The 13898-nt window shown below is 69.0% G+C and carries 6 protein-coding genes; 2 read left to right on the forward strand and 4 right to left on the reverse strand.

Translation table 11 applies throughout. The annotated features are described in order from the left end of the window. Nucleotides 1–34: 34 nt before the first annotated feature. Complete coding sequence (uvrA, locus tag FS845_RS16865; protein ID WP_144637347.1) at nt 35–2884, reverse strand: excinuclease ABC subunit UvrA; 2850 nt, start codon at nt 2882–2884, stop codon at nt 35–37. Between the two features lie 268 nt (nt 2885–3152). On the opposite strand from uvrA, the gene FS845_RS16870 reads away from it, so the two are divergent. Further along, nucleotides 3153–4346: an MFS transporter gene (locus FS845_RS16870; RefSeq protein WP_144637349.1), complete on the forward strand. Its 1194-nt coding sequence runs from the start codon at nt 3153–3155 to the stop codon at nt 4344–4346. 263 nt (nt 4347–4609) lie between these two features. Further along, a complete protein-coding gene (ssb, locus tag FS845_RS16875) occupies nt 4610–5131 on the forward strand; it encodes a single-stranded DNA-binding protein (RefSeq protein WP_144637351.1) in 522 nt (173 codons plus the stop codon). A 158-nt stretch (nt 5132–5289) separates the two neighbouring features. Here ssb and FS845_RS16880 read toward each other — a convergent pair whose 3' ends face one another. The 3 genes from FS845_RS16880 to FS845_RS26720 all read right to left on the reverse strand — a co-directional run. Beyond that, nucleotides 5290–11301: an autotransporter outer membrane beta-barrel domain-containing protein gene (locus FS845_RS16880; protein WP_144637353.1), complete on the reverse strand. Its 6012-nt coding sequence runs from the start codon at nt 11299–11301 to the stop codon at nt 5290–5292. Nucleotides 11302–11718: 417 nt separating this feature from the next. Beyond that, nucleotides 11719–13182, reverse strand: a complete 1464-nt coding sequence (gene rng / locus FS845_RS16885; protein WP_144637355.1) for a ribonuclease G — start codon at nt 13180–13182, stop codon at nt 11719–11721. A gap of 482 nt (nt 13183–13664) precedes the next feature. After that, nucleotides 13665–13898: hypothetical protein (locus FS845_RS26720; RefSeq protein ID WP_222129998.1), on the reverse strand; the 234-nt coding region annotated here is incomplete at its 5' end.

A 13898-nucleotide genomic window follows, 5' to 3' on the forward strand; every position in this document is an offset into this window, starting at 1 on the left:
CCGTAGCCGGGGGAACCCGTCCAGTGTACGCGCGCTATTTGCGGCGCAGCACGCGGGCCAGGTAGCGGCCCGTGTGGCTTTCCGGGCTGTCCGCCACGTCTTCCGGCGTGCCCTGCGCCACGACCCGGCCGCCGCCGTCGCCACCTTCCGGACCCATGTCGACCAGCCAGTCGGCCGTCTTGATGACGTCCAGGTTGTGCTCGATGATCAGCACCGTGTTGCCGCTGTCCACCAGCTGGTTCAGCACTTTCAGCAGCAATTCGATGTCGCGGAAGTGCAGCCCCGTGGTGGGCTCGTCCAGGATGTACAGCGTGCGGCCCGTGGCGCGGCGCGACAGCTCCAGCGACAGCTTCACGCGCTGCGCCTCGCCGCCGGACAGCGTGGTGGCGCTCTGGCCCAGGCGGATGTAGGACAGGCCCACGTCCACCAGCGTGTGCAGCTTGCGGGCGATGGCGGGCACGGATTCGAAATACTCCAGCGCCTGCTCGACCGTCAGGTCCAGCACTTCGCTGATGTTGCGGCCCCGATAGCGGATCTCCAGCGTCTCGCGGTTGTAGCGCTTGCCGTGGCAGACGTCGCAGGGCACGTACATGTCCGGCAGGAAGTGCATCTCGACTTTCACCACGCCGTCGCCCTGGCAGGCCTCGCAGCGGCCGCCCTTCACGTTGAAGCTGAAGCGGCCGGGGTCGTAGCCGCGCGCGCGCGCTTCGGGCACCCCCGCGAACAGCTCGCGGATCGGCGTGAACAGGCCCGTGTACGTGGCGGGGTTGCTGCGTGGCGTACGCCCGATGGGGCTCTGGTCCACGCTGATGATCTTGTCGAAGTGCTCCAGGCCCGACAGGCTGGCGTAGGGGGCGGGCTCGCTCTGCGCGTGGTTCAGCTGGCGCGCGGCCGCCACGGACAGCGTGTCGTTCACCACCGTGGACTTGCCCGACCCGGACACGCCCGTCACGCACACCAAGCGGCCGGCGGGCACGCGCAGCGTCACGTTCTTCAGGTTGTTGCCCGAGGCGCCGGCCAGCGTCAGCCAGGGCAGATCGTCGTCGACGGCGCGGCGCTTCGGGATCTCGATGGCGCGCGCCCCGCTGAGATACTGTCCTGTCAGCGACTGCGCGTCCTGCTCGATGGCTCCCGGCGTGCCCTGCGCCACCACCTGCCCGCCGTGCTCGCCGGCGCCCGGGCCCATGTCCACCACCCAGTCGGCCATGCGGATCATGTCTTCGTCGTGCTCGACCACGATCACGCTGTTGCCCAGGTCGCGCAGGTGCTGCAGCGTGGCGATCAGCCGGTCGTTGTCGCGCTGGTGCAGGCCGATGGAAGGCTCGTCCAGCACGTACATCACGCCCGTCAGGCCCGAGCCGATCTGGCTGGCCAGGCGGATGCGCTGCGCCTCGCCGCCCGAGATGGTGTCCGCGCTGCGGTCCAGCGACAGGTAGTTCAGGCCCACGTTGTTCAGGAAGCTCAGGCGCGCCTCGATCTCGCGCACGATGCGCTGCGCGATCTCCTGCTTGGCGCCCGCCAGCGACAGCGCGCGGAACCACTCCAGACAGGTCGACAGCGGCATCGCCTCGACCTCGAAGATGGCCTGGCCGTGCCGCTCGCCACCGCGCGGGTCGTCGCCGATCAGCACGTGGCGCGCCTCGGCGCGCAAGCGCGATCCGCCGCAATCAGGACAGGTCTTGATGGCGCGGTACTTGCCCAGCTCCTCGCGCACGTTGGCCGAATCCGTCTCGCGCCAGCGGCGCTCCAGGTTCGGAATCACGCCCTCGAACGCGTGGCGCTTGGTTGTGCTCTTGCCCTTCTCGTTCAGGTAGAAGAACTGGATCTCTTCCTCGCCCGACCCGTACAGCACCTTGTGGCGCGTGTCCTCGGACAGGTTCTCGAACGGCGTGTCGATGTCGAAACCGTAGTGGGCGGCCAGGCTGGTCAGCAGCGTGTGCGTGAACGAATTGCGGCGATCCCAGCCGCGGATCGCGCCGGCCGCCAGGCTGAGTTCGGAAAAGGCGACCACGCGCTTGGGGTCGAAGAAGCCCACCTGCCCGATGCCGTCGCACGACGGGCACGCGCCCATCGGATTGTTGAAGCTGAACAGGCGCGGCTCCAGTTCGGGCAGGCTGTGGCTGCACACCGGGCAGGCGTAGCGGCTGGAGAAGATCTGCTCGCGGTCGCTGTCCATGTCCAGCGCGATGGCGCGACCGTCGGCCAGCTGCAGCGCGGTCTCGAAGCTCTCGGCCAGCCGCTGCTTGCTTTCCGGGCGCACGCGCAGGCGGTCGATGACCACGTCGATGTCGTGCTTCTCGTTCTTCTTCAGCGGGGGCATCGAGTCGATCTCGACCATCTGCCCGTCCACGCGCAGGCGCACGTAGCCCTGCGCCTGCAGGCTGGCGCACTCGTCCTCGAAGCTGCCCTTGCGGCCGCGCGCGATGGGCGCCAGCACCGCGAGCTTCGACTCGGCCGGCCAGGTCAGCACCGTGTCGACCATCTGGCTGACGTTCTGCGCCTGCAGCGGCAGGCCATGGTCGGGGCAGTAGGGCGTGCCCACCCGCGCATACAGCAGGCGCAGGTAGTCGTGGATCTCGGTGATCGTGCCTACCGTGGACCGCGGATTGTGGCTGGACGCCTTCTGCTCGATGGAGATCGCCGGCGACAGGCCCTCGATCAGGTCCACGTCGGGCTTGTCCATCAACTGCAGGAACTGCCGCGCGTACGCCGACAGGCTTTCGACGTAGCGGCGCTGGCCCTCCGCGTACAGCGTATCGAACGCCAGCGACGACTTGCCCGAACCGGACAGACCCGTCACCACCACCAGTTGGTGGCGCGGCAGGTCCAGCGATACATTCTTCAGGTTGTGGGTGCGAGCACCCCGTATGCGAATCGCGTCCATCGGCACTCAGGCGAGTTTAAGCAGTTTCAAAGGCCAACTTGGTACTATAGCGCGCCGAACCTACCCGCGTTCGGACGCCATCCGGGCGGGTCCATGAGGCGCGTCGTTCGCAAGCCGCCGGCGCCGTTTGCCAGGACGATTGGGTTTCGCCGTCCGCCTGGCATGCCGCCGTCATTGCCCGTAGTCCCATTCTTGGTCCCGTTCAAGGGCTTGGGGCGCATGCCTTGCGCATACGCCCCCAGCCCTCCCGCCATAACCAGATTCCTGCATGCCGGCCAGTCCCAAGTTGAAATTGACCCCTTCCGAGCGCCGCGCCAGCGTTGCGCTGGCGGGTCTGTTCGCCTGTCGGATGCTGGGCTTGTTCCTGTTGCTGCCCGTGTTCGCCGTGGCGGCGCGCGGCCTGCCGGGCGGCGAAGACCCGGCCCGCGTCGGGCTGGCATTGGGCATGTACGGCCTGACCCAGGCAGTGATGCAGATTCCGTTCGGCCTGGCCTCCGACCGCTGGGGGCGTCGGCCCGTGGTGCTGTTCGGCCTGGTGCTGTTCGTGGTGGGCAGCGTGGTGTGCGCGCAGGCGGACGACGTATTCTGGATCACCATCGGGCGCGCCATCCAGGGGGCGGGCGCGATTTCGGCGGCGGTCACCGCATGGCTGGCCGATGCCACCCGCGACGAAGTGCGCACCCGGGCCATGGCCATGGTCGGCGGATCGATCGGCCTGTCCTTCGCGGCGTCCTTGATCCTGGGCCCGCTGCTGGTGGGCTGGTGGGGGCTGGCCGGCCTGTTCTGGACCATCGCCTGCCTGGGCGTGGCCAGCCTGGCCGTGGCGCGCTGGGTGGTGCCGGTGGTGCCGCGCAGCGATGCGCGCAGCATGCGGGCGGCCACGGCCGGCGAGGTCCTGAAGCACCGCGACCTGTTGCGGCTGAACTTCGGCGTGTTCTGCCTGCACTTCATCCAGGTGTCGCTGTTCGTCGTGTCGCCCGCGCTGCTGGCGCAGGCAGGCGGGCTGGCCGCGCAGGATCTCTGGAAGGTCTACCTGCCCATCATCCTGGTGTCCTTCGTCTTCATGGTGCCGGTGGTGTTCATTGCCGAAACCCGCAAGGCGCACCGTGGGGCCTTGCTGGCCTGCGTGGCGGGGCTGGTGGCGGTCTGTGCACTGCTGCCGGCGGCCTCGCACGGGTTCTATACCCTGGCGGTCGGGCTGACGGCCTTCTTCGTGGCCTTCAACGTGCTCGAGGCCCTGCAGCCCTCGCTGGTGTCGCGCGTGGCGCCGCAGGCCTACAAGGGCCTGGCGCTCGGGTACTACAACACCGCCCAGGCGGCCGGGTTGTTCAGCGGCGGGGCGCTGGGTGGCTGGATGGCGTCCCAGGCGGGTGCATCGGGCGTCTATGTCCTGGCCGCGGTGCTGGCGGCGCTCTGGCTGCTGGCGACCTGGGGCCTCAAGCCGCTGGTCCACAAGGCATAGCGGCGGCGGCCGGGCAGGGCGGATTCCGCGGGTGCGCTTCGGGGGCGGATCGCCGCTGGGGCGTGATGCTTTCGTCCCTCAGGGCGTTTTGCGTTACCCCGGAGATCGCCGATAATGGCGCTCATTCATGGCTTCTTTGTTGCGCCGGTCTGCGTATTCCACGGACCGGCGTGTTTCATGAAGCCGATCTTGGAACATCTTAGTTGTTGTTGTACGCCCCGCCCGCATCCGCGGCCGGGCGGCCAATACACAGGGGTATCGGCATGGCATCGGTCAATAAAGTCATCATCGTCGGCAACCTGGGTCGCGACCCGGAAGTGCGCTACAGCCCGGACGGGGCAGCCATCTGCAACGTGTCCATCGCCACCACGTCGCAATGGAAGGACAAGGCCTCGGGCGAACGCCGCGAGGAAACCGAGTGGCACCGCGTGGTCATGTACAACCGCTTGGCCGAGATCGCCGGCGAATACCTGCGCAAGGGCCGTTCGGTCTACATCGAAGGCCGCCTGAAGACGCGCAAGTGGCAGGACAAGGACACGGGCGCCGACCGCTACAGCACCGAGATCGTGGCCGACCAGATGCAGATGCTGGGCGGCCGTGACGGCGCCGAAGGCGGCGGCGGTGGCTACGGCGGCGGCTTCGAAGAGAACGGCGTTGGCGGCGCCCCGCGCCAGCAGCGCGCCGCGCCGGCCTCGCGTCCGGCGCCGCAGCGTCCCGCCGCGCCCGCGGCCGCGCCGGCCGGCGGCGCGAACCTGGCGGACATGGACGACGACATTCCGTTCTGATCCACACGTTCCGTTTCGCAAGAAGAAAGGCCTGCGCTCACCGACCGCAGGCCTTTTTCTCAACACGTCGCCGGGCTGCCGATGCCGTCGGCCCGGAGGCGGGACGAGAACGCAGCGCGTCGCGAATCCATTGCGCGGCGAGCCATCCCGGCGCAGCCCTAGAACGGCACCATCACCTTCAAGCTCGCGCTATGGCTGTCCGCCCGCCGCGAGAACTCGCCGTCGTACTGCAGCCGGAAGTCCACGCCCTTGCGCGAGGTGACCTGCAGGCCGGCCCCGACGCGGCCGGTCACGTCATCGATGGGCATCTCGTTGCGGAACGTGCCCGTGCCCGAGGGGGCGCCGCGCAGCCGAGCATTCACCGCCCAGTTGTCCCCCGACAGGAAAGACGCGCCCACGTAGGCGAACGGCCGCACATCGGAGCCGTCGGGCAGTTTGGCCCGTCCGCCGATCTCCACCATCGGCGACAACGCCATCAGGAACTTGTCGCTGCTGTCCACCGTGAGGCCCAGTGCGTGGTCGCCGGATTCGCGGTGGCCCGGCATGCGCGTGTAGGTTGCGTCCAGGTCCACGTACGGCTTCACGTAGGCCTTCTCGGTGGCGAAGGTGCGCGCCGCGCGCAGCCGCACCCCGGCGCTGTACACGTCCGGCGTGCTCTTCAGGCTGGCCTCGTACCCCGGTATGGCGATGCCGCGCTTCAGGTCATAGCTGCCGTAGCCGCCGCCGACCGCGCCCGAGAACGTCCAGGGCCCGGCTTCGCGCTTGAGCACCACGCCGGCATAGCCGCTGTCCCCGCTGCCGCGCACGCGCGAGTCGCCGTCGAGCCGGCTGTTCTGGTAGGCCATCGAGCCGCCCAGGAACCAGCCCGGGCCGACCTGCCGCTGCCCGCCGAATTGATACGACGTGGTGTCGTAGCCGAAGCCCGCGCCGCCGTTGTCGGCATCCTGGTGGGTGGTGCGGCGCGTGACCAGGCCCCAGGAGCAGTCGCGTTCGCCAGTCAGCGCGTCGGCGCCGGTATATGCAGGGCACGACATCATGTTGCCTGTGAACTGCGTCATGCCGGCCATGGATTGCGCGGCCGGCGCCAACGCCGCGCCCGGCAGCAGATCGTTCACCCGGCTCCGGTATGCCCGGGCGCCGTCGCGCGACGCGAGGTCCAGTTGCGCGAACAGCGGCGCCAGCGCTGCGTTGCCGCCCGCGTTCCAGATGCCCTGCAGGTTGCGCGCGGCGTCGCGCTCGTTGCCCGCCAGTCCCATAGACGGGGCATCGAAGTCGGCCGCTTGCGCCTGCACCAGGTGATCCTGGCCGCTGCGCCGGATGCCATAGTCGATGACGGGACTGTCCTTGGCCTGCAAGGCGCCCTGCGTGGCGCCTTGCACGGTCAGCACCGGCAATTCCCGGCCCGGCAGCAGTGCGGTCGGCATGGGCTCGAGCATGCCGCCCAGTGCGGCATCGCCCTGCACCACCAGGCGGCTGGACCGCATGCGGTCGAAGTCCACGTCGTTGCGCAGCACGCCGGTGCCGGCCTGGCTGAAGCGGCCCGTGATCAGCAAGGTCTCGAAGCCGCGAGGCCGGCCGACCAGCACCAGGCCTTCGTTCGCCACATTGGCTTCGTACACGTTGGCGGACGTCATCGTGGCCGAGGCCTGGATGTTGACGTCGCACGCGGAATTGCCGCTGGTGTTCTGGCAGAGGATGTTGCCGCTGACCAGGCCGGCGGTGTTGACGGTCAGGCGGGATCCGAACGCGTCATCGTCTTCGCCTGAATAGCGCACTGCCGTCCCGGATTGCGCGCCGAGCTGGGCGCCCTTGGCCACATTCAACACGTTGTGCTTGCCATTGGCGACCCAGACCCCGTTGCCGTTGCTGCCCGAACCGCCCTGGACCGTGCCGTTGACGTTCACGGTCACGACCGCGTTGTCTTCCCAACCGAGGCTTTGCGCGAAAATCCCCGTAGACCCCTCTCCGGACGAGGATATCGTCGAGGACTGCGTGACAGTGACGGCGCCGCTGATGCCGCCGGAAGTGCTGGCCTTGCCAGCAAAACCTGTCCCGTTGTAGCCGCCGAGCCCGCCCCCGCCGCCGATGGACTGGGCGATGATGCCGAAGGCGTTGCGACCCGCCGTGGCGATCGGCGCACTGGCTGTGACGTTCACTGCCGAGGAGCCGCCGCCAGCCTGGGTATTGGACCCTATGCCCGCCGCGGCAGGATCGAGCTGCACGCCCAGGGCCGTGTCGCCCAGGATGCCGCCGCCGCCGCCGATCGATTGCGCCACGATTGCGTGCGAGCCATCGCCGTGGGTCGACACGCCGTTGCCGTAATTCACGGAGACGCTGACCTGTCCGCCATTGCCCGTGCCTCCCCCCACGAATGCCCCGGTCAATCCCGAGGACGAACCGGTCGTGGCGATGCCGCCTCCGCCTCCGATGGACTGCGCCACGATGCCCAGGGCACGGTGGCCGTACGTCGTCACGCCGAAGCCCGACTCGATCCTGATGGCGCCGCCGTTGCCATGGATTCCGCTGGCGCCGCCCAGATGCAGCGACAACTGGTGTCCCCCGGAACCCGCCGCGGAATCCGTGCTGCCCGCCATGCCGATGCCGCCGCCCGCGCCGATCGACTGCACCACCATGCCATGGGCGCTGTCGCCGGTCGTGCCGATGTTCGCCAGGCTGTTGACCACCGTGATGTTGCCGCCGTCGCCGCCGCTGCCGCCCGTGCTGCCGACATGGATCGAGCCGGTCGTCCTGGGCGAACCCGAGGCGCCCATGCCGCCGCCGCCGCCGATGGACTGCATCACGATGCCGTGCGCGCCGAAGCCCTGGGTATAAAACCCGTCGTTGTCGTTGTAGCCGTCGATGAAGGCGTTGATGTCGCCGCCCTTGCCGCCGGACCCGCCCGACCCGCCGACCGACAGGCTCAGCTGCGCCGTGGCGCTGCTGGCCGCCACCGTCGCCGCGCCGCCCTGGCCGCCGCCGCCGCCGATGGATTGCAGCACCGCGGCATCCGCATAGTCGCCGTAGGTGCGGATGATGGCCGCCAGGTCGACCGGCTTGCTGGAGGTGCCGATGGCCCCGCCCGCGCCACCGTTGCCGCCCGAGCCGCCCACGGCCAGCGTCAGCGCATAGCTGGTGCTGTCGTCGCGCAGCGAGCCGGCCAGCCGGCGCAGCACGCCCGTCGACGCATCGGCGGAGCTGCCGCCCGCGGCGCCGCCCAGGCCGCCCGCGCCGCCGATGCTCTGCGCCAGGAATCCGTCCGCGTCCGCGCCATAGGTCGCGATGTTGCCGTCGGCCGAGAACGTGATGGCGCCGCCTGCTCCGCCCGAGGCGCCGTTGCCGCCCAGGTAGACGTGGGTGTCGACGTCGACCTCGCTGTCCTGCGGGCTGCCGCTGAGCGCCAGTCCGGCCTGGCCGCCCTGGGCCGTGCCGCCGCCCCCACCGATGGATTGCAGCAGCACGCCGCGCGCGCCGTCGCCCGCCGTGGCGATACGGTCGCTCATCGTGCTGTCGAATTCCACCGTGTTGCCCGCGCCGCCGCCGCCCCCCGATTTACCCAGCGCCAGCGTGAAGCTGACGGACGCGTCGGTCTGCCTGCTGTCGGCCGAGGCCGACCCCAGGCCGCCCGCGCCGCCGCCGCCGCCGATGCTCTGCACCATCACCGCGTTGGCGGACTCGCCCCAGGTGGCGATGGTGCTGTTGCCCTGCAGCTTCAGCGTGGCCGATCCGCCGGCCGCGCCATTGCTGCCGGTCCCGCCCAGCGCCAGCGAGGCCGTGGCCGCTGCAGAGCTGCCGGTGCCCAGCACCGTCGCCGCGGATGACGCGCTGCCGCCCGTGCCGCCGCCCCCGCCGATCGATTGAACCAGCGCGCCATACGAGCCCGCGCCATAGGTCGTGATGCCCGAGCCGGTCAGCGTGGCAACGGCCTGACCACCCGCGCCGCCGCTGCCGCCGGTGCCGCCCATGGCGAACGACAAGGCCGCGCCCACCGACGTGTCGCCCACCGGGACGGCCAGTGCGTAGGACGTGGCGGCCGAACTGCCGCCCATGCCGCCGCCGCCGCCGATCGACTGCACCACCACGGCATGCGCATCGCCCGCGGTGGTGCCCGCCGTACCCGTCGTGATGGTGGCTCCCGTAAGGGTGGCCGAGGCCGTGCCGCCGCCGCCACCGCCGCCGCCCTTGCCGCCCACGGCCACGGACATCGCGAATCCCGGGCCGGCGCCGTACGACGCCGCCGCGCCTCCTGTGCCCCCACCCCCGCCGATCGCCTGCGCCACCACGCCGTATGCGTGATCGCCCGCCGTGGTCAGCGTGCCGCCGCTGAGCGTCGCATTGCTGGTCCCGCCCCAACCGCCGTCGCCGCCCTGGCCGCCGATCGACCCCATGCCGGACGCGCCGCCTCCATCCCCGCCGCCGCCGCCGATGGATTGCGCCAGCATGCCGATGGCGCTCTGTCCGTTCGTTCTCAACGATCCGGAGTTCGTCACGTCCACCTGTCCGCCGCCCACCGCCGAGCCCCCATCGCCGCCCAGGGCGACGATGCCGCTGCTCTGCCCCGCGGTCCCGCCGCCGCCGCCGATCGACTGCGCCACCATGCCGTGCGCGGCCAGTCCGGAGGTCGTGATGCCGCCGCTGTTCACGAGGGTGACGTGGCCGGGCGAGCCGCCGTTGCCGGCATTGGCGCCCACGTTGCCGAACAGTTCGAAGTTGTCCGACGCGCTACCGCCGTAGCCGCCCATGGACTGGCCCAGGACGCCGATGGCGTTCGTGCCGGTCGTCGTGATGCTGCCCCCGTCGCCCAGAGTGATGGTGACCGCGCCGCCCGCGCCGCCCACGCCCGAGTTCTCGGCGGAAAAGTCGGCGATGCCGCTGCTGGGCTGCACCCCGCCGCCGCCGCCGCCCACGCTGCGCGCGACGATGCCGTGCGACATCGTTCCGTCGGTGGAAATGCGCGAGTTGCCGGACGTGTTGATGACGATGGTGCCGCCCACGCCGCCATTGCTGCCGTCGCTGTCCTCGCGGCCCATGCCGCCGTTGCCGCCCACCGCCACCGACAGCACGCCGGGCAGGTAGTTGCCGCTGGTCTGGATGTCCGATCCGTCGAAGAGCGAGATGGACTTGGTTGTCGCCGTCGTGCCGCCCAGGCCGCCGGCGTGCCCCGAGTCGAAGTTCTGCGGCCCGGCGCCACCGTTCGCGCCGCGGCCGATCGACACGATGCCGCCGGACAGTCCTAGCAAGCCGGAAGGAGCGCCCAGCCCCGTCGCGTTGACCGTGATCTTGCCGTGGTTCTCGACCAGCAGCTCCGAATACCCGCCGCCGTCGCCGCCGTTGTCGCTGGGATCCGAGGAGGTCCGTCCGTCGCCGCCCTGACTGGACACGTAGATCCCGCGTACCCCGCTGGCCACGTTGTTGCTGCCGCCCACGTCCACGAGGATGCTGCCGTAGTTGTAGGCATACGCCTTGCCCCCCGAGCCGCCGGCACCGTTGTCCGTGCCGCCCAGGCCGCCCATGGTCTCGATGCCTATCCCCCAGGCGTACCGGCTGACGCTGCCGGCCTGCAGGGTGATGCTGCCGGAGTTGGTGATGCTGACGACGCCCGCGCCGGCGCCATTGCCGCCATCCTGGTCGCCCGACGCCGCGGGATCTTCCTTGCCTCCGGGACCTCCGACGCTGACACCATACAGTCCCACGCCGCCATAGGGTGCGGCCGTCAGGTTCACCGCGCCGTAATTGGTGATGTAGACGTGGTCGCCGGCACCGCCCGCGCCGCCGTTGCCGCCGCCGACCACTGTCGAGTCCGCGTCGGCGCCCGCGCCGCCGAGCGACGCTCCATAGATGCCGAATTGCGAGCCCGTGTCGTCCCAGATGCCCGGCGCGGCGCCGTCCGCGTGCGTGGTCGGGGTCGTGCCCACCGTCAGCTTGCCCTGGTTCGTGATGCTGATCGTCCCGCCCGCGCCGCCGGCGGTTGCATCGTTGCTGGTGTCCTTGGACCCGTGCCCGCCGCGCAGCCGCACCAGTATCGCGGCCTGCTGCGTGGCGGAGGGCGTGGTGGGCTGCAGGTCGGCGGAACTGTTCACGACGTAATCGCCGCCCGGTTGTCCGTTGCCTGTGCTCACGCCATCCGCGCCCGCGTAGTCCACGACGATCTGCGTGTCCTGTCCGGCGCCCACCGTGCAGGTCGTGGACCCCCCGGAGTTCCCCGTTGGGCAATTCACTGCCGCCTGCGCGGCGCTCAGCGCCGCCATTGGTACCAGCGGAAGCCATTGCCGCCAAGAGGTCGGTTTGCGCCGCCACGGGGTGGTCGGCTGGGCGACGACAGGCGTGTCGGGACGGGCTTGCTGCGTGGACCGGGTATTGCGGGGCATCGGGATTTCCTCGTGTCGCCCGGCTCCGCGTGAGCAGCATCGAGGCTGTCTACGGAAACATTCGGCGGTTTATCCGGACAGCTATTGTTCTGATTCCTGGCATCTTGCATAGCGGTTTTCGACGAATCCGCTGCTTTGGTCGATGAATCCGGCCCGCACTGGCGCACGTCGGTGCGCCGTGACGGCAGAGGCTGCCGCCTTGCCGGCCCGCGGCCCTTCGAACTAGATCAGGATGATGTCGTAGTTCTCTTGGGTATACGTGCCCTCGACCTCCAGCGAGATCGGCTTGCCGACGAAATCGCCCAGCATGGCAAGGTGCTGGCTTTCCTCTTCCAGGAACAGGTCCACCACCTGTTGCGACGCCAGCACGCGGAACTCGCGCGGATTGAACTGCCGGCTCTCGCGCAGGATCTCGCGCAGGATCTCATAGCAGACCGTGCGCGGCGTGCGCACCGTGCCGCGCGCCTGGCACATGGGGCAGGGCTCGCACAGCTGGTGCGCCAGCGAGTCGCGCGTGCGCTTGCGGGTCATCTCCACCAGGCCCAGCTGCGTGAAGCCATTGACCGTCATGCGGGTGCGGTCGCGCGACAGCGCCTTCTTCAGCTCCGCCAGCACCGTCTCGCGATGCTCGGCGTCCTCCATGTCGATGAAATCCAGGATGACGATTCCGCCCAGGTTGCGCAGCCGCAATTGCCGGGCAATGGCCTGTGCCGCCTCCAGATTGGTCTTGAAGATGGTGTCGTCGAAATTGCGGCCGCCCACGAAGCCGCCCGTGTTCACGTCCACCGTGGTCAGCGCTTCGGTCTGGTCCACGATCAGGTAGCCGCCCGACTTCAGGTCCACGCGCCGCGATAGCGCGCGGGCGATCTCCTCGTCGACGCCGGCCGTGTCGAACAGGGGGCGGTCGCCGCTGTAATGCCGGATGCGGTCCGCCACCGAGGGCGTGTACAGCCGCGCCCAGTCCTGCAGCGAGGCGGTGGTGCTGCGCGAGTCGACCTGGATGACGCCCGTGTGCGGCCCGACCATGTCGCGCAGCACCCGTTGCGACAGGGTCAGGTCGTGATGCAGCAGGGTGGGGGCGGGCTGGCTGCGCGCCGCGGCCTGCACGCTGGCCCACAGCTTGCGCAGATACTCCAGGTCGGCCGCGATCTCTTCATCGGTGGCGCCTTCGGCCTGCGTGCGCACGATGAAGCCGCCTTTCTCCTCGGCGGGGATCAAGGCCTGCAGGCGCTCGCGCAGCTGCACGCGCTCCGCTTCGGAGTCGATCTTCTGCGAGATGCCGATGTGCGGATCATGCGGCAGGTGCACCAGCATGCGTCCCGCGATGCTGATCTGCGTCGACAGCCGCGCGCCCTTGGTGCCCAAGGGATCCTTGATGACCTGCACCATCAAGGTCTGCCCCTCGAACAGGAGCTTCTCTATGGGGGTGGGCGTCTGGCCCAGGCTGCGCTCGGTGCGATTCTCGCGCAGATCCGCGATATGGATGAACGCAGCCCGCTCCAATCCCACGTCGATGAACGCGCTTTGCATGCCGGGCAGCACGCGCACCACGCGTCCCAGGTAGATGTTGCCCACCTGGCCCCGCTGGATGCTGCGCTCGACGTGCAGCTCCTGTACGGCGCCTTGCTCCACCAACGCAACACGCGTCTCGAAAGGGGTGACATTGATCAGGATGTCTTCGCTCATGTTCTCGTTCTATATAGGTGGATGCTTTACGGTGTAGGGTACCGTAAGCCATGAGCGGTAGAGGGGGAGGAAAGACGGCGTCCGGGGTCAATGGCCAGGAATCGTCATCAAAGATCCATGCCCGGTTCACGGCGATGGCATTTCTTCCGGCCCCATTTGCCTTCAGTGAAAACCCTGTGCTATAGTTTCTGGCTCGGCGGTTGAAACGTTTTACGCGCTAGCGACAACGCAGCGGCGGCCGGGGTAAAGCAGGTAGTGAAGAGTGGTCAGGTCAGTGCGTGTCTCGCGGAGGGTTTGCGAGGCGGGCGCCGAAGGGGTTCGGAAGCTTGGCGCGATGCGCGGCGCAGGAGCCCAGGTCGAAAGGCAGTGATTCGATCGACATTCGGTGCCAAGCGAGGCGACTTGACACGCTGTAAAAGCTTCTTCATAATCTCGTCCCTCTGTTGCCCAAGCGGCAGCGAGACGGAGTGAAGAGGGTTGAGTTAAGTCTGTGTTTTTCGTGGGGTTTTACGAAAAACGTGGCTGGCGAAGTGATTCTGAAGTTTGGCGCGATGCGCGGCTTTGGGGTCTAGGTCGAAGGGTAGTGCGTCGATCGAAAAACGGCAGCGAAACAAACTGACTTGACAGCGTAAAAAAACTTCTTCATAATCTCGTTTCTCTGCTGCTGACACAGCGGCAGACGAAAAAGCAAGGCAGCCGCAAGGCTGGCAGTACAG

The organism is Bordetella genomosp. 13 (assembly GCF_007679965.1).
Taxonomy (GTDB): domain Bacteria; phylum Pseudomonadota; class Gammaproteobacteria; order Burkholderiales; family Burkholderiaceae_B; genus Bordetella.

Coding starts and splice junctions, on each gene's coding strand:
- uvrA (WP_144637347.1), bottom strand. CDS start 2,884: ATGGACGCGATTCGCATACGGGGTGCTCGCACCCACAACCTGAAGAAT.
- FS845_RS16870 (WP_144637349.1), top strand. CDS start 3,153: ATGCCGGCCAGTCCCAAGTTGAAATTGACCCCTTCCGAGCGCCGCGCC.
- ssb (WP_144637351.1), top strand. CDS start 4,610: ATGGCATCGGTCAATAAAGTCATCATCGTCGGCAACCTGGGTCGCGAC.
- rng (WP_144637355.1), bottom strand. CDS start 13,182: ATGAGCGAAGACATCCTGATCAATGTCACCCCTTTCGAGACGCGTGTT.